Source organism: Azospirillum agricola (genome assembly GCF_020005195.1).
GTDB lineage: Bacteria > Pseudomonadota > Alphaproteobacteria > Azospirillales > Azospirillaceae > Azospirillum > Azospirillum agricola.
In genome coordinates this window covers 570,380-585,392 of sequence record NZ_JAIFZR010000004.1, presented here as the reverse complement: position 1 = coordinate 585,392, position 15,013 = coordinate 570,380, and the positions used below count along the sequence as shown (strand labels likewise).

15 protein-coding genes are annotated in these 15,013 nt (G+C 69.6%); 3 read left to right on the top strand and 12 right to left on the bottom strand.

Annotated features, from left to right (window positions below; translation table 11 throughout):
* Positions 1-42: 42 nt before the first annotated feature.
* Positions 43-1,347 carry a ferritin-like domain-containing protein gene (locus JN22_RS11495; protein WP_085554053.1) on the bottom strand — a complete coding sequence of 435 codons (1,305 nt, stop codon included), beginning with the start codon at positions 1,345-1,347 and terminating at the stop codon, positions 43-45.
* Positions 1,348-1,778: 431 nt separating this feature from the next.
* Between JN22_RS11495 and JN22_RS35210 the strand changes: the two genes are divergently transcribed.
* On the top strand, positions 1,779-3,626 hold the full coding sequence (locus tag JN22_RS35210; protein WP_179166126.1) for a di-heme oxidoredictase family protein: 1,848 nt from the start codon (positions 1,779-1,781) through the stop codon (positions 3,624-3,626).
* Between the two features lie 54 nt (positions 3,627-3,680).
* On the opposite strand, the gene JN22_RS11485 is transcribed toward JN22_RS35210, so the two are convergent.
* The 11 genes from JN22_RS11485 to JN22_RS11430 form a co-directional block, all read right to left on the bottom strand.
* Complete coding sequence (locus tag JN22_RS11485; RefSeq protein WP_085554051.1) at positions 3,681-5,180, bottom strand: nitrite reductase; 1,500 nt, start codon at positions 5,178-5,180, stop codon at positions 3,681-3,683.
* Between the two features lie 27 nt (positions 5,181-5,207).
* Positions 5,208-5,711, bottom strand: a complete 504-nt coding sequence (ahbB, locus tag JN22_RS11480) for a siroheme decarboxylase subunit beta (RefSeq protein WP_179166125.1) — start codon at positions 5,709-5,711, stop codon at positions 5,208-5,210.
* Positions 5,708-6,157, bottom strand: coding sequence for an Lrp/AsnC family transcriptional regulator (locus tag JN22_RS11475; RefSeq protein WP_179166124.1), 450 nt, complete (start codon positions 6,155-6,157; stop codon positions 5,708-5,710). The genes ahbB (JN22_RS11480) and JN22_RS11475 overlap by 4 nt, the downstream gene beginning before the upstream one ends.
* Positions 6,157-6,684 (bottom strand): siroheme decarboxylase subunit beta, encoded by a 528-nt coding sequence (gene ahbB, locus JN22_RS11470; RefSeq protein ID WP_143268261.1) that lies wholly within the window; start codon positions 6,682-6,684, stop codon positions 6,157-6,159. The genes JN22_RS11475 and ahbB (JN22_RS11470) overlap by 1 nt, the downstream gene beginning before the upstream one ends.
* The gene (locus JN22_RS11465; RefSeq protein ID WP_143268260.1) at positions 6,675-7,133 is read right to left on the bottom strand and encodes an AsnC family transcriptional regulator; all 459 of its coding nucleotides are present in this window, start codon (positions 7,131-7,133) and stop codon (positions 6,675-6,677) included. The genes ahbB (JN22_RS11470) and JN22_RS11465 overlap by 10 nt, the downstream gene beginning before the upstream one ends.
* A gap of 14 nt (positions 7,134-7,147) precedes the next feature.
* Positions 7,148-8,338, bottom strand: a complete 1,191-nt coding sequence (locus JN22_RS11460; protein ID WP_085554050.1) for a cytochrome D1 domain-containing protein — start codon at positions 8,336-8,338, stop codon at positions 7,148-7,150.
* The gene (locus JN22_RS11455) at positions 8,335-8,679 is read right to left on the bottom strand and encodes a c-type cytochrome (RefSeq protein ID WP_085554049.1); all 345 of its coding nucleotides are present in this window, start codon (positions 8,677-8,679) and stop codon (positions 8,335-8,337) included. The genes JN22_RS11460 and JN22_RS11455 overlap by 4 nt, the downstream gene beginning before the upstream one ends.
* Positions 8,672-9,463, bottom strand: coding sequence for a uroporphyrinogen-III C-methyltransferase (gene cobA, locus JN22_RS11450; RefSeq protein ID WP_085554650.1), 792 nt, complete (start codon positions 9,461-9,463; stop codon positions 8,672-8,674). Before cobA ends, JN22_RS11455 begins: the two co-directional genes overlap by 8 nt.
* 70 nt (positions 9,464-9,533) lie before the next feature.
* Positions 9,534-9,860 (bottom strand): cupredoxin domain-containing protein, encoded by a 327-nt coding sequence (locus JN22_RS11445; protein ID WP_085554649.1) that lies wholly within the window; start codon positions 9,858-9,860, stop codon positions 9,534-9,536.
* 20 nt (positions 9,861-9,880) lie between these two features.
* Positions 9,881-11,530, bottom strand: a complete 1,650-nt coding sequence (locus tag JN22_RS35205) for a NapC/NirT family cytochrome c (RefSeq protein WP_085554048.1) — start codon at positions 11,528-11,530, stop codon at positions 9,881-9,883.
* Between the two features lie 130 nt (positions 11,531-11,660).
* Positions 11,661-13,301: a cytochrome D1 domain-containing protein gene (locus JN22_RS11430; RefSeq protein WP_085554047.1), complete on the bottom strand. Its 1,641-nt coding sequence runs from the start codon at positions 13,299-13,301 to the stop codon at positions 11,661-11,663.
* A gap of 211 nt (positions 13,302-13,512) precedes the next feature.
* Here JN22_RS11430 and JN22_RS11425 point away from each other — a divergent pair, with 211 nt between their 5' ends.
* Entirely contained in the window at positions 13,513-14,223 is a 711-nt protein-coding gene (locus tag JN22_RS11425; protein WP_085554046.1) for a Crp/Fnr family transcriptional regulator, read from the top strand.
* 3 nt (positions 14,224-14,226) lie between these two features.
* Complete coding sequence (locus JN22_RS11420; RefSeq protein WP_085554045.1) at positions 14,227-15,000, top strand: cyclic nucleotide-binding domain-containing protein; 774 nt, start codon at positions 14,227-14,229, stop codon at positions 14,998-15,000.
* Positions 15,001-15,013: the final 13 nt, after the last annotated feature.

The following is a 15,013-nucleotide window of genomic DNA, read 5'->3' as shown; positions in this document are numbered from 1 at the left end:
CGATTCTGGCCGGGTGGTGCCGTTTGGGCGGTGCCGGTCGGGTTACAGGCCGAGACCGGCGGCGGCGGAGCGGCTTTTCAGCGTCCGGACGCCGGCGATCACCCCATGCAGCGCCTCCCGGTGCTTGGGAGCCGGAGCCGGCGGGGCCGGTGGCGACACCGGGGCGGCGAGCAGGCGCAGCCCCTGGCCGGCCAGCGAATCGTCGAGGGCGTGCAACGCCGCGAGGAAGCTGTCGAAGCTGGCGTCCTCGACATACTCGAAGGTCGGGGCGGCGTTGGGTCCGACGGCCGCGTCGCCGTCGGGGAAGGCGGGAAGCTGCATCAGCAGGTTGGCCAGCGTCGGCAACTGGTTGTGCATCAGCGGCAGGGCCAAAGTGAAGTAGACGTCCGCCGCGCCGCCCGCCTTGGTGAAGGAGGCCTCCAGGCTTTGCAGCATCACGCTGTAGCCGATGTTGAACGCCTTCACCGCCAGGACGGCCGTGTCGTTGCTGAAATCCGACACGCGCGGGTTGGAGACGATGGGAAGCGTGTCGGGAAAATCCGGCGCGTCGGCCACGCGCAGGAACTTGTAGTAGTGCGACAGCTCGTAGGGCGTGCCGAGGATCGGCCCGTAGGTCCCGTCGGTGCGGGCGCCGTAATGCTCGTAGGCGCCGTAGGGCTGCTGGGGAACCAGCGGATGGGTCGGGTTCACCGCGCCCTCCCCCTGCTGGACGATCTGCTCGATGCCGAGCTGGGCGCTGTCCTCGTCGGTCACCGCCACGGCCTTGCCGCCGAACTTGCCGAGATAGATGTCGGTGCGCTGCTCGGCCGCCGGGTCCTGGGCGAAGACGGTCGACGCGCCATATCGCTCGACGCAGGTCCGGATGCCGTCCCACAGGGCCTTGTAGAGCTGGCCGATGGTCTGGTAGTTGCTGCCCTGCGGCGGGGCCGTGAAGGGGGCGGGGGTCTCGATCGCCATGAAGACGTTGCGGAACACCGCCTGCGAAGCCCGGTACAGCCCGACATAGGGCGTGCCGGCGGTGCTGGCCGAGGGCAGGTAGGTCGGGTAGGTGGGCACCGCGCTTCCGGTCAGCTTGGGTTGCCCGCCGATGCCGACCAGGATGTTGGCCGCCTGATTGAGGTGGAACATCTCCTCCACCACGACGCTGCGCAGCGCCTGATAGGCGGCCGAGCTCTTGTCGGTGATCGAATAGAGCGCCGTCAGATAGGCGGGCACGGTGGTGAATTCGACCTGGATCGCCAGTTGTGCTGCGGCGCGCAGATCCTCCAGGGTCGAGATCGGCGTGTAGGCGACCGACAGGGGCGCCGCCTTCCCCTGCGCCCGTTCCAGAAGACGTTCCTCAGCCATGTTCCGCGTCCCTCCCGATCGGTGATGCCGCTCTCGCGCCGCTGTTCCGGCGCGCGTTGATGCGTCGCGTGCGACGACTATCGGGAAGAAATTTCGAATAATCAACGAGTCAATAATTCTAAATTTCCCAACATACCATGATATGGCATTGTGTTAATATTGAAATAATCCCTTCATATGGGTGAATTCATCGGTTACGTCTGTAGGATTCTCCGATAATAATAAGAAGAAATTTTGTTTTTGAACGCATGGATATGAATTATTCCGATTGATTTTTAAGAATGCCGCGCCAGTATGGCCATATACACAAAAAACGGGAGTTTTTGCGCATGGCAAGCGTTCGTGCCGCGGCATGGCCAATCGTTGTGCTGAGCGTTTCCGCATTCGCGACCTCCAATGCGGGTGCCCAGCAGGCGAACATCACGGAAAGCGTGACGATTCAGCAGCAGGATGTGATGTCCGGTGGCGTTCCGTTGCGACGGATCCTCGAATCAGGCGCGCACTTCTTCAGCTATCCGTACTTCCCTCAGGATGGCTGGGGGGAGGGGGCGGACGGCCCGCGCGCGTGGCAGCGCAAGGCGCTCTACCCGAACTCCCCGTTCAGCCCCTACGCGACGGCGGATGGCGGCGTGCCGCCGCCGATTCCCTTCCTGCGCCTCAACGGCATCGACAGCCAGAGCTGCTACGAGTGCCACACGTCGATCGGCGCCACCGTTCAGCCGGATCTCGCCGCCGCCACCCCGCCGGGACCGGCGACCCGCACCCAGCCGGCGATCGGCGGAGCCGCCGGCATCGGCAACAACGCCTTCATCAACAGCCAGTTTCCCAACCCCCTGACCCAGTTGATCCGCAACCCGCCGCATGTGTTCGGGACCGGCTACACCCAGGCGCTGGCCAACGAGATTACCGGGCTGCTGCTCGGACAGCAGGCCCACCTCGCCGACCTCGCCCGCTACACGCCCGACAAGGCGGTAACCCTCCCGCTGTCGGCCAAGAATCTGTCCTTCGGCTGGCTCGGCGCCCGGTACGACAGCAAGAGCCAGGCGGTCGTCTACGATTACGGCCGGCTGACCGGGGTCGCCCAGGATCTGGTCGTGCGCCCGTTCCAGTGGAAGGGCATCGCCTCGTCGGTCCGTCACTTCGCGGCCGCCGCGACCCAGTTCCATTTCAGCATGGAGGCGGTCGAGGTCGTCGGTGAGAACAACGACAACGACGGCGACGGGGTGATCAACGAACTGAGCTACGGCAACATCGGGGCGCTGACCAGCTTCGTGGCGCTGACCCGGCCGCCGGTGGTCGAGACGCCGGCCGATCAGACCGGCAAGGCCAGGCTGGCCCGTGGCGCCGCGATCTTCGCCGGCACGGCGACGGACGCCGGCCTTCCGGCCGGCAGCGCCATGTGCGCGTCCTGCCATGTCCCGGTCCAGACCCTCGACCGGCCGGTGGTGACGATCGAATGGGGCACCGTGCTGGACCACCCCGACCGGGTGGGCTCCGATGCCGGGATCGCGCTGCCGTCGCGGGACGCGGGACGCGGCGCGGAAGCGCGCCGCCGGACCGTGGCGGCCCCGACCCTGGTCAACCCGTTGCCCGGCACCGACCATCTGCCGGTGGTGCGCGAGACGCGGGCGCGGCTGGCCAAGGCGGCGGCGGGCGCCGGCGAGGCCATCCGCCAGGGCGCGCCGGACACGGCGGTCGCCGCCCTCTACGCCAGGGCGGTGGCCGACGCCGACACGGTCGCGGTCGGTGGGCTGGAGATCAACCTGAACACGCTGGCGAGCCGGGCGTCCCCGTCGATGCCGTGGCGCGGTCTGGACGGCGGAAAGCCCGATGACACGACGACCCCGCCACCGGCCTACGCGCGCGCCCGGCTGCCGCATGACACGCCGGACGGCCCCCTGGCGGTGCCGCTCCTGAGCGACCTGCGCCTTCACGACATGGGGCCCTGCCTCGCCGACATCGCGCCGCAGGGCACGGATGTGGCGGCCATCGCCGTTCCCCCGCAGCAATTCCTGACCCGGCCGCTGTGGGGCGTCGCCGACAGTTGGCCCTATCTGCACGATGGGCGCGCGCTGGATTTGGTCCAGGCGATCCGTTTCCACGGCGGCACCCGCCCGGACGGCCTCGCCGCCGAGTTCCCCTACCAGTGCGCCGGCAGCGAGGCGGACCCGGTGATCAACGCCTTCTACGCCTTGGGCCATGACGATCAGCAGGCGCTGATCGCCTATCTGTCCAGTTTGCGTCTGCCGCCGCTGCCCGGAGCGGTGGTGCCGTTCTGACCGGCGGAAGCGGGGGCGGCTTCGGAGAACAGGCCGAAGCCGCCGGTTTCCACCTCAATGGCTGGTCCCTTCGGAATAGCGGATCTTGTTGAAGACGTTGTACTTCCCCACCGGCTTGCGCATGGGCAAGCGCTTCACCTCCTCGAAGCTGGCGGTGTCGTAGACGACCAGGGCGCCGTCATCCTCCCAGACGCTGACCAGCGCGTGGCGGCCGTCGCGGGTGAACTCCACATGCGACGCCGTCTTGCCGGGCCATGGCGTCAGCGTCCGGACGATCTCCAGCGTCCGCTTGTCGAGAATCTCGATCGTGTCCCGGCGCGGGCTGAGCGAGGCGTCGGTCCAGGCATAGGGCGTCGTCTCGTGGCTGCGCATGAAGAAGCCGGGGCCGAGCGTGTCGATGCGCTTGACCGTCCTCCAATCCGTCATGTCGATGACGCTGACCGCCGCCCCCTTCAGGTGCGGCGTCGCCATCACCCGGCGGCCATCCAGCATCCAGCTGATGCCCGACCCCAGATGCGGCATGCCGGGCAGTTCCACCTCGGCGATCTTGCGGCCCGCCGTCAGATCGACCACCTGCCCCTTGCCGCCGTCGCGCGAGGCGCCGATCAGGTTGGCGTAGGGCGGGTCGAAGAAGAAGTCGTCGAGCGGCTCGTCCAGCTCGATCCGCCGCACGGCGAAGGGCTCCTTGCCGTCGGCCGCCGCGCCGGTGGGGATCTCCCAGATTTCCGGCACGTCCTTCAGGGCGAGGATGAAGCTCTGGCGTGGCGGGGCGGCGTAGACGGCGCTGACCCGCGCGCCGCCCCTCGGCGTGACGACCGGGATGGTCCTCAGCGGCGTCAGGTCGCGGGCGTCGAGCAGCACCAGCGTGCGCGGCAGCGTGTTGCCGACGGCGACGAAGCGCCCGTCGGCCGACACCGCGATGTTGCGGGTGTTGATTCCGGCCCGGATCTCCGCCACCTGGACCAGCCCGTAGAGGTCGTAGACCGACACCCAGCCGTCGCGCGAGGCGAAATAGGCGAAGCGCCCGTCCGGCGAGTACTTGACCCCGCCATGCAGCGCGAAGCGGCTGGGAAAGCGGGCCAGCGGCTCGAAGCGGTCGCCGTCGAGGATGGTGACGTGATGGTCCCCGGCCTCGACCACGGTGAAGAGATTCAGCGGGTCGGCCGTGTGCACGGGCCGGGCGACCAGCGCCGAGGGGGGCGTGTGCACGACGTGGCTGGCGGCCATGTCGGTGTCGGTCCATGACGGCTCCTGCGCCGGCGGGGCGAGGATATGGGCGGCGAGGGCGGCGATCTCCGCCTCGCCCAGCGTGCCGGCGAAGCCCGGCATCTGGGTGGCGGGCCGCCCTTGCGCGATCAGCCGCACGGTGTCGGCGAGCTTCATCCGTCCGAGATTCTCGGGCAGCAGCGCCGGACCGATGGCGCCCAGCCGGTCGCCGCCATGGCAGGCCGCGCAATGCTCGGCGTAGCGGGCGGCGGGCCCCTCCTGCGCCGGGGCCGGTCCCGGCGTCAGGAGGGCGAGCGCCGCCGCGGCGAGGAGGATGCGTGCGTGCATGAAGAGGATCTCCGGCGTAAGGAGCGGTCACGCGGACAGGCGCAGGCCGGTCTTCTTGAGGATGCGGGTGCTGTAGAGCACGTCGTGCCCGAGGCTGTGTCCGCCCAGCAGGTCGGCCATCGTCCGGACGCGGGCCTCGACCTCGGCGCGGTCCCTGGCATGGACCATGGCGAACAGCGTGTAGGGCCAGTCCGGCGGATGGGCCGGGCGGCGGTAGCAGTGGGTGACGAAGGGCAGGCCGGCCAGCAGACGCCCGGCCTCGTCGATGGCGGGCTCCGGCACCCGCCACACGCTCATCCCGTTGGCGGCGTAGCCCAGCCGGTAATGGTTGGGCACGGCGGCGATGCGGCGGACGATTCCGGCCTCAAGCATGCGTCCGAAGCGGGCGATCACCTCCTCCTCGGCGATGCCGAGCCGGAGCGCCAGCTCGGCGAAGGGCCGGGGCACCAGCGGCAGACCGGCCTGGGTCTCCACGACCAGCCGGCGGTCGGTGTCGTCGAGCGTGCCCGTGTCGGGGGTGTGGCCGGTCATGCCGTGAACCTCAGATCCAGCGCGTATTCCGCGAGCTTGGGGAAAAGCCGGACGGCGAGCCCGGTCCGCGCCTCGATGGCCTCGGCCACGGCGAACAGCCGCTCGGGCGTCTCGGTGGCGAGGACGAACCACATGCTGAGCGCGTGCTCGCGCGCGTAGTTGTGGGCGACCTCCGGGAAGCCGTTCACCAGTGCCGCGACCTCCTCGAAGCGCTCCGCCGGCACCGCCATGGCGGCGAGCGACAGGCCGCCACCCATGCGTTCGGCGTTGTAGAGCGGCCCGAAGCGGCTCAGCACCCCGGACCCGCGCAGGGCGGTGACACGGTCGATCACCGTTCCCTCATCCAGTCCGAGTTCCGCCGCCACGTCGGCGAAGGGGCGGGGGGTCAGCGGCAGTCCGTCTTGCAGGCGGTTGATCAGGGCGCGGTCGATTCCGTCCAGTTCCATCACGCTCTCCGGTCCCGGCCATAACAGGGGGCCGTCTGCTTGAAGCGGCGGGCGGTGAACAGCAGTTCGCGCGGCACGCCGGCCAGATCGCAGCCCGCCGCCAGTTCCTCCACCAGCGCGCGCACCTCGTCGCGGTCGCGGCCATGGATCATGGTGAAGAGGTTGTAGGGCCAGACCGGCGGGCGGCGTGGGCGGCGGTAGCACAGCGACACCCCGCGCCGCCCGCCGAGCGCAGCCCCCACCGCGTCCACCCGCTCGTCCGGCACGTCCCACACCACCATGGCGTTGGCGGTGAAGCCGAGCGCCGCGTGATCGACGATGACGCCGAAGCGCGACGCGGCGCCCGTCTCCACCAGCTCACGGATGGCGGCGATCACGTCGGCCTCCGACCGGCCGATGGCCTGCCCGATCGCCAGGAACGGCCGGGCCACCAGCGGCAGCCCGTCGCGCAGCCGGCGCAGCAGCCGGCCGTCGGATCGGTCGGCGGGCCGGTCCCGCTCCCGTTCCAGTGTTTCGGTCAACGCCATAGCGGAAACCCCAGATCCAGGTGGTAGCCTCGTTCCATCGGCAGGTCGAGCACGGGCAGGCCGGTCGCGGTCCCGATTTCCGCCAGCACGGCGCGCACGCGCTCCGCATCCTCGGCGGTGACGACGAACCACAGGTTCAGCCGGTGCTCGCGTTCGTAATTGTGGTTCACCTCATCGAACGCGCCGACCAGCGCGGCGACGCGCGACAGGTCGGCGGGTGGCACGGCCATGGCGGCCAGCGTGCTGCATCCCACCCGGTTCGGCCGGAACGTGGCCCCGATGCGGGCGACGGCGCCCGTCGCCATCAGGCGGCCCAGCCGGTCGAGGATGTCGGCCGAACTGCCGCCGAGCCGGGCGGCCAGCTCGGCGAAGGGGCGCGGGACCAGGGGAAAGCCGCGCTGGAACTCGTCGAGCAGGCGGCGGTCGGTGGAATCCGTGACGATGCTCATCGCCTTGCTCTCCCTCACAGGCCGATGCGGTTGGCGCGCGCGGTGAAGAAGATGCCGCTCGGCTTGTCGGCCGGCAGGGCATCGACCTCGGCGAAGCTGCCGGTGTCGTAGACGCGCACGCGGTCCTGGTCGCGCACCGACACCCAGACCTGCTCGCCGCGCGGCGTGAATTCCAGGTGCAGCACGCCCGGCCCCGGCTCCAGCGTCCTGACCAGGGTGGAGGTCGGCACGTCGATCACCTGGACGAAGCCGTTGTCGGGCAGCGCGAAGTTGACCCAGACCTGCCTTCCGTCCGGCCGGGCCATGACGAAGACCGGCTGGCCCTTCACCGGGATGCGGGCGACCTCGGTCCAGGTCGCGGCGTCGACCACCAGCACCTCGTGGCGGCCGATCGCCGGCAGGTAGAGCCGCCCGCCGGCCTGGGCCCAGCCGCGCAGGTGCGGCATCTTGTAGACCGGCAGCGGCTGCTCGCCACGGCCGTAGCCGCCGAGGATGCGGCGCACCCCGGCGTCGGGGTTCCACAGATCGAGCAGGGCCAGCCCATCCTCGCCGAACAGCCCGGCGATGTAGTGGCGCCCGTCCGGCGTCACCAGCCCGTCGTAGGGCTGGCGTCCGATGTCCGGATACTTGCGCAAGGTGGGCCGTGCCGGGTCCGACAGGTCGGCGATCCAGATCTCGCCGGCGTCGTACAGCGTGAAGACGAAGCGGTTGCCCGGCGCGTCGGCCAGCCCGACCACCTTCGAGCGCGCGGTTCCGTCGCCGTAGGTCGCCGGGATGTCGGCCAGCAGCTCCAGCGTCGCGGAGTCGAACACCTTGACCCCGCCGGGCTCGTAATTCTGCACGGCGACCAGCCGACCGTTCTGCGAGATGGCGCCGCCGATGCTGTTGCCGGCCTGCATGACCCGCTTGACGATGGTCGCGGTCAGCAGATCCACCTTGGAGAGCCCGCCGTCGCGCCCGAAGACGTAGGCGAAGCGGCCGTCGCGCGAGAAGACGGCGGCGGCGTGGCTCAGGTCGCCCAGCCCCGCCACCTCGGCCAGCGTCTTGCGCCCGGAGGTCTCCACCACCAGCAGCCGGCCCACCGCGCGCTCGATCACGATCCCCAGATCGTTGGTGCCGCGCAGGGAGTCGGCCGCCGCCGGCATGGCGAACGCGGCGGCAGCGAGCAGCAGGCCGAACAACGGCCGTCGGAAACAGGGTGTCATCGGTCCAGTCCCTCGCGCAAACGGTCGATCATCCAGCGCGCCTCGCCGACGGTCAGCAGGGCGCGCCAGGGCGGCATCGGCGTGCCGGGGACGCCGTCGAGCACGACGTCGGCCAGCGCGTCGGGCGCCTTGGCCGCCAGATCGGCGGGCAGCAGCGGCGTTCCCAATCCGCCCTTCAGCGTCATCCCATGGCAGGCGCCGCAATCCTGCCGCAGCATGTGGAGCAGCGCCGCCCGCCGCCCCGGGGGCGGGGCATCGTCGGCCAGGGCAGGGGCCGGGGCGGGCACCGCCGCCGCCAGCAGGATGGCCGCCAACAGGCCGCGCGGCGACAGGCTACGCATGGACCCGTCCCCGCAGCGGGGGTTCCTCGGCCGCCACTCCCGGCTGGAACCAGGAGAGCTGGGGGGCCAGCGCCACGACGCGCCCGACGATGACGAGGCAGGGCACCGGCAGCCCGGTCGCGGCCGCCCGCTCCGGCAGGGTCGCCAGCGTGGCGAGCAGCCGTGTCTGGCGGGCGGAGGTCCCGGCGGCGACCACGGCGGCCGGCGTCTCCGGATCCATCCCCGCCGCGATCAGCCGGGCGCCGATGTCGGCGAGGTTGGCCAGGGCCATGTAGAGCACCAGCGTGGTGTTCGGGTCGGCCATGCCGGCCCAGTCGAGGTCGAGCGGACCGTCCTCCTTGCCGTGCCCGGTGACGAAGCGCACGCCGGTGGCAAGCCCCCGGTGCGTCAGCGGGATGCCGGCGTAGGCGCCGCAGCCGGTGGCGGCGGTGACGCCGGGGACGATCTCGAACGGAACGCCGTGCTCGACCAGCGCCAGCGCCTCCTCGCTGCCGCGCCCGAAGATGAAGGGGTCCCCGCCCTTGAGGCGGACGACGGTGCGTCCGCTCAGGGCGAGGTCGACCAGCAGGCGGCTGATTTCCTCCTGCGGCAGGGTGTGGCGCTTGGGCGCCTTGCCGACGAAGATTCGCTCGGCGCTGCGCGGGATCAGGCGCAGGATGTCGGCGCCGACCAGCCGGTCGTAGACGACGGTGCCGGCGCTCCGCAGCAGCCGGTGCGCCTTGACCGTCAGCAGGTCCGGATCGCCCGGCCCCGCTCCCACCAGATAGACTCGTCCGTGTGTCATGGCCCATCCGATCGTCAATGGCGGAGGTCGCCCCCCGGCCGTGTTTGTCCTGTGAGGGGTGTTCGCCCCGTCAGGGTTCGACCACCACCTCGCCCGTCATCCGCGGGTGCGGAGTGCAGCGGTAGGAATGGCGTCCCGCCGTGTCGAAGCGCCGTTCGAAGACGTCGTCCGGCATCAGCCGTTCGGAACGGACGCCGTCCTCGAACACCACGTCGTGGCTGGTGCGTTTCTCGGTGTTCAGCCAGACGACGGTGTCGCCCGGCTTGATCGTGATCACCGCCGGCTCGAAGGCACCCTTGTCGATGCGCACGGCCACCGTCTCGGCCGGCGCCGTCCCGCCGGAGAGGGCGGCGGCGAACCCGAGCAGCAGGGCGGGACCAAACGCGATGCGGTTCATGATGCCCTCCTTGCCGCCGGTCACTGGCGCACGGCGTTGATGGCGGCGTCCGGGCTGTCGAGGCCCAGCTTGTAGTCGATCGACACATGGTGGAACCGGGCGCTGGTGTGGTCGTCGTGGATGGCGAAGCCGATGGTGTAGAGCTTGCCCGGCTCAATCGAGACGTCGCCCGGCCGGTCGGAGACCAGCTTGCGCACCAGCTCCACCGTCCAGAATCCGTCCGCCAGCACGCCGTTGCCGGTGGCGCCCTGTCCGCCGCTCATCACGCGCTCCGACGACACGTAGCCATCCTCGACGCCGTTGCTGCCGGACTTCCAGCGCAGCAGGTCCAGGAACACGCCCTGGTCGAGCAGGGCCTTCAGCTCGTCGGCCGGCCTCACCTTGTCGGCGCCGCCGCGCGGCGGGGACTTCAGCTCGATGGCGGTGCGGGTCTGCGGCAGGTACTTGGTGACGCCGCCGCCGGCCGGCGCGTCGGGCATCGAGCGGGCGTCCATGTGGCAGGTGCTCCAGCAGCCCGAGCGGTCGGCGTCCTGCACCTTGCCCTGGTCGATCAGCATGGCGAGCTTCACCGGATTCTCCGGATCCATCTTGCCGCCCTCGACGAAGGGCGCCGGGGTGTGCGGGCTGGCCGGCCAGCGGAAGCGCAGCGTCAGGTTGGTGCCGTCATGCGCCGCCTGGACGGTCATCGGGATGAAGGCCGGCTTGCCGGGGATCGGCGTCGTCTCGGCCTTCTGGCCGGACGCCATCTTCGCCCCCATGTCGGCCTGCTCGCCCTCGTGGCAGCCCGAGCACTGCTCGCCCTTCTTGAAGCCGCGCGCCCCGCCATGGTCGGGACCGTTGAGGATCCATTCGAAGCCGGTCTGGCCGGGATAGAACAGCGTCACCTTCCTCTCCGCCACGCGGCTCCAGTCGATGGCGGAGGCGGATCCGGAGGCGGCGACCGTTGCGGCGGCCGGAGCCTGTGTCGCGGCCGGAACCGGGGCCGGAGCGGCCGCCACCGGGGCGGGGGCCGGGACCGGAGCGGGGGGAGCCGCCGGAGCCGCGACCGAAACCGGGAGGATGGACGCGACCTTCGGGGCCTCCGGCTTGGGATTGCCGTTCTCGTCGAGATTGTGGTGGACCGGCTTGTGCGCGATGCCCTTGTGGCAGTCGATGCAGGTCATGCCGTCCGCCCTGGCCATCTCGTGCTGCTTCTGGGCGCGCTGCTTCTGCTTGGCGGGCGCCATGCCCTCGAAGCTGTGGCAGTTGCGGCATTCCAGCGAATCGTTGGCCTTGAAGCGCGCCCATTCGTGGCGAGCCAGCTCCAGGCGCTTGGCGTCGAACTTCTCGGGCGTGTCGACCGAGCCGAGCAGCCAGTGGTAGACCTCGTTGGAGGCCTGGATCTTGCGCAGGATCTTGTGCGTCCAGTCCTTCGGCACATGGCAGTCGGGACAGGTGGCGCGCACGCCCGTGCGGTTCTCGTAATGGATGGTCTGCTTGTATTCCTGATAGACGTTGTCGCGCATCTCGTGGCACGAGACGCAGAAATCCATCTGGTTGGTCGCTTCCATCGCGGTGTTGAAGCCGCCCCAGAAGACGATGCCCGCCACGAAGATCACCCCCGCCCCGACCAGCGTCGCGCCCAGAATGCGCACCCGCCGGAGCAGTCCCCAGACCCCCGCCCCCGTCATCTCGCGGTCCTTTCCAAAAAAGCGGGGTGGGCGAAACGGCCCCCCCGGCCGAGGGAGTCCCCGCCGCCGGCCCCCCAGGACCGGGCGGCGGAAGCTCCCCCCAACGGCATCGAACGGCGTCCGGCCAGGCTCAGTAGATGTCGTGCTGGGTGTTCAGCACGTTGAACTTGCCGGTCGGCGTGATCAGCTTGGGATCCTTGATCACGTTCTTCATCTTGCGGGTCTTGTCGTCGATGATGACGATGGCGGACGGATCGGTCTTGCCCGCCCAGATCGAGAACCAGACCTCGTCGCCCTTCTCGTTGTACTCGGCGTGGACGACGCGCTGGATCGCCTTGGTCTCCGGCAGGCCGGCCATCTTGGCGACGTTGATGATCTCCGCCGGCTTGTCCAGGTTGGCGATGTCGAAGACCGACACCGATTCCGCCATGTCGCGGTCCGGGTGGAGCGGCGCGTCGGCCCACAGGTTGGACGATTTCGGGTGGGTCTTGACGAACAGCGAACCGGCCCCGTGGTTCTTCAGTTCGGCGACGACCTTCCAGGCGCTGTCCTTGTGCTTCTCCGGGTCGGTGCCGATCAGCGTGACGACGTCGGAACCGAGATGCGAAGTGGCCCACACCGGCCCGAATTTCGGGTGCACGAAGTTGGCGCCACGGCCCGGATGGGGCTTCGGCTTGGTGTCGACCAGGGCCGCCAGCTTGCCGTCCTTGGTGTCGATCACCGCCACCTTGTCGGACGCGTTGGCGGCGACCATGAAGTAGCGCTTGGACGCGTCCCAGCCGCCGTCGTGCAGGAACTTGGCCGACTCGATGGTCGTTTCCTTCAGGTTCTTGACGTCGGTGTAGTCGACCAGCTTGACCAGCCCGGTCTCCTTGACGGTGACCACCCATTCGGGCTTGATCAGCGAGGAGACGATCGAGGCGACGCGCGGTTCCGGATGGTAGGCGCCGTCCACGGTGAGGCCACGGGTGGAGACGATCTTCAGCGGTTCCAGCGTCTGGCCGTCCATGATCACGTACTGCGGCGGCCAGTAGGAGCCGGCGATGGCGTATTTGTCCTCGTAGCCCTTGAACTTCGAGGTGTCGACCGAACGGGCGTCGAGGCCGGTCTTGATGGTGGCGACGACGGCCGGCGTCTCCATCCACAGGTCGATCATGTCGAGCTTGCCGTCGCGGCCGATCACGTAGATGTAGCGGCCCGACGCCGACATGCGCGAGATGTGCACCGCGTAGCCGGTCTTGATGATGGTCCAGATCTTCTTGGTGTCGCCGTCGATCAGCGCCACCTCGCCGCTGTCGCGCAGCGTCACCGAGAAGACGTTGTTCAGGTTGACGGCGTTCATCTGCCTGGTGGGGCGCTTGTCGGGCGCCACGCCCAGCTTCCAGGACGCCTTCATCTCCTTCATGCCCCATTCCGGGGGCGTGTCGGGCGTCATCTGGATGTAGGTGGCCATGTTCTTCAACTCATCCTTGCTCAGGATGTCGTCGAAGTTCGGCATGCCGCCTTCGGTTCCGAGCCCCAGGATCTTCTCCAGGCGCGGCTGGCCGAGCTTGCGGGTCGCCTCCGGCTCCAGGTTCTTGCCAGTGGCGCCCTTGCGCAGAACGCCGTGGCAGCCGGCGCAGCGCTCGAAGTAAATCTTCGCGCTGGCCTCCTTGTCTTCCTTTGAAAGCGTCGGTTCCGCCGTTTGAGCCGAAGCGGAAATCGGCCAGAATCCCAGCAACGCCGGCAGCGTTATTGCCATGGCCCAAAGAGCCGTGCTGCTCTTTTTCATGAAAACATCCCCCAGAGTGAGAAAACCCAGGTGGCGAGACTGAACCTGGGGTGGTCTTCAAAAACTTGACGCTGGTCAAGACTGGCCGGACCGCACATGAGGTGAGTTGCCGCAGCCTGAAATCGTAGACTTGACCACAGTCAAGTATTTGGCGGGAGCGGCCCGTTAGTGTCGGGTGAGCCAACCCCTACGAGGCGAGCCGGGTGCCGACATGGACACCGACATGGACAGCGCGCTCGCGCGGACCATCGCCGACAGCCCCGTGCTCGGGCAGCTGTCGGCCGCCGACCGCGCGCATCTCCTGACCTACAGCCGCGAGCAGGCGTTCGGCCAGGGCTGCCCGCTGTTCCTGCGCGGGCAGCCGGCCGCCGCCTTCTACCTGGTGCTGAGCGGAACCGTCGGGCTGACCACGGCCGAGAACGGCACCTGCTCCAACGTTCTCGACATCGTCGGGCCGGGCCATCTGGTCGGCGAGGAGGCGGTGCTCGACTGCGGGCGGCACGCGACGGGCGCCTTCGCCCTGGTGCCGGTCTCCGCCGTCGCCATCCAGGCGGAGCCGTTCTTCGCCCATCTCCAGGACCGTTTCGAGGTGGTGCAGGCGATGATGGCCGGCGCCGCGGCCCGGCTGCGCGGCCTGATCCTCGAAATCACCGAGCTGAAGCTGCAATCCACCACCCGGCGCCTCGCCGGCTATCTGGTCCGGCTGGCCGGGAACCGGCAGGGCCGGGTCCACATCGTGCTTCCCTGCGAAAAGCAGTTCCTGGCCGAACGGCTGGGGATGAAGCCGGAGAGCCTGTCGCGCGCCTTCGCGAAGCTGCGCCCGCAAGGCGTGCATTCCGGCCGGCTCGACGACGTCGACATCGACGACATGGAGGCCCTGCGCCGCTTCTGGCAGTCCAGCAACGACCCGTGGGATGACTGAACCATGTCTTGCGTCCTCGCCCGTCTGTGCGCCGACTCCGGCGGCGGCCCCGAACCGGCCCGCCTGCCCATCCGGTGCCGCGGCCGTCTGTGCCGCCGCGGCCTCGACCTGACGGTCATCCGCCACCTGCCGCTGTTCGAGAGCCTGGAGCCGGACGTCATCTGCACGCTGCTGGGCAACAGCCCGGCGGAATTCCACCCGCGCCAGAGCCTGCTGTTCCAGGCTGGCGACCCGGCCGACGCCTTCTTCATCGTGCTGAGCGGCCAGGTGAAGCTGTTCGCCCTGACCGAGAACGGCCGCGAGAGCATCGTCGAGACCGTCGAGCCGGTGTCGACCTTCGCGGAGGCCGCCATCTTCGCCGGGGTCTATCCGATCGCCGCCGAAGTGGTGGAGAAGGCGGCGCTGCTGCGCGTCGGCGCGCGCGGCTTCCTCGCCGGCCTGCGCGCCAACCCGGCCGTGGCCCGCCGCATGCTGGGCTCGCTGCTGCACTGGGAGCGGCGGCTTGCCGGGGAGGTGCGCCGGCTGTGCAGCCGCAGCCCGCTGGAGCGGGTCGCCGAGCTGCTCGTCTCCCTCACCCCGCAGGTGAGCGGCGAGACGGTCGTGATCCTGCCGATGAAGAAGCTGGTCATCGCCAGCCGCCTCGGCATGGAGCCGGAAACCCTGTCCCGCGTTCTGGCGCGCCTGCGCGAGTTCGGCGTGCACACGCGGGGCCGTACCGTGCGGGTCGAGGACGTCGCCCGCCTGCACGCGCTCTGCACCCCGCCGCCCGGCGCGTGACGCCCGTTTCCGG

Excerpts from the sequence above, each read along its gene's own strand:
- JN22_RS11475 (WP_179166124.1), bottom strand. The coding sequence starts at position 6,157 with ATGGAACTGGACGGAATCGACCGCGCCCTGATCAACCGCCTGCAAGAC.
- JN22_RS11445 (WP_085554649.1), bottom strand. The coding sequence starts at position 9,860 with ATGAACCGCATCGCGTTTGGTCCCGCCCTGCTGCTCGGGTTCGCCGCC.
- cobA (WP_085554650.1), bottom strand. The coding sequence starts at position 9,463 with ATGACACACGGACGAGTCTATCTGGTGGGAGCGGGGCCGGGCGATCCG.
- JN22_RS11465 (WP_143268260.1), bottom strand. The coding sequence starts at position 7,133 with ATGAGCATCGTCACGGATTCCACCGACCGCCGCCTGCTCGACGAGTTC.
- JN22_RS11495 (WP_085554053.1), bottom strand. The coding sequence starts at position 1,347 with ATGGCTGAGGAACGTCTTCTGGAACGGGCGCAGGGGAAGGCGGCGCCC.
- JN22_RS35205 (WP_085554048.1), bottom strand. The coding sequence starts at position 11,530 with ATGACGGGGGCGGGGGTCTGGGGACTGCTCCGGCGGGTGCGCATTCTG.
- JN22_RS11485 (WP_085554051.1), bottom strand. The coding sequence starts at position 5,180 with ATGCACGCACGCATCCTCCTCGCCGCGGCGGCGCTCGCCCTCCTGACG.
- JN22_RS11430 (WP_085554047.1), bottom strand. The coding sequence starts at position 13,301 with ATGAAAAAGAGCAGCACGGCTCTTTGGGCCATGGCAATAACGCTGCCG.
- JN22_RS11460 (WP_085554050.1), bottom strand. The coding sequence starts at position 8,338 with ATGACACCCTGTTTCCGACGGCCGTTGTTCGGCCTGCTGCTCGCTGCC.
- JN22_RS11425 (WP_085554046.1), top strand. The coding sequence starts at position 13,513 with ATGGACACCGACATGGACAGCGCGCTCGCGCGGACCATCGCCGACAGC.
- ahbB (WP_179166125.1), bottom strand. The coding sequence starts at position 5,711 with ATGACCGGCCACACCCCCGACACGGGCACGCTCGACGACACCGACCGC.
- JN22_RS11420 (WP_085554045.1), top strand. The coding sequence starts at position 14,227 with ATGTCTTGCGTCCTCGCCCGTCTGTGCGCCGACTCCGGCGGCGGCCCC.
- JN22_RS11455 (WP_085554049.1), bottom strand. The coding sequence starts at position 8,679 with ATGCGTAGCCTGTCGCCGCGCGGCCTGTTGGCGGCCATCCTGCTGGCG.
- ahbB (WP_143268261.1), bottom strand. The coding sequence starts at position 6,684 with ATGGCGTTGACCGAAACACTGGAACGGGAGCGGGACCGGCCCGCCGAC.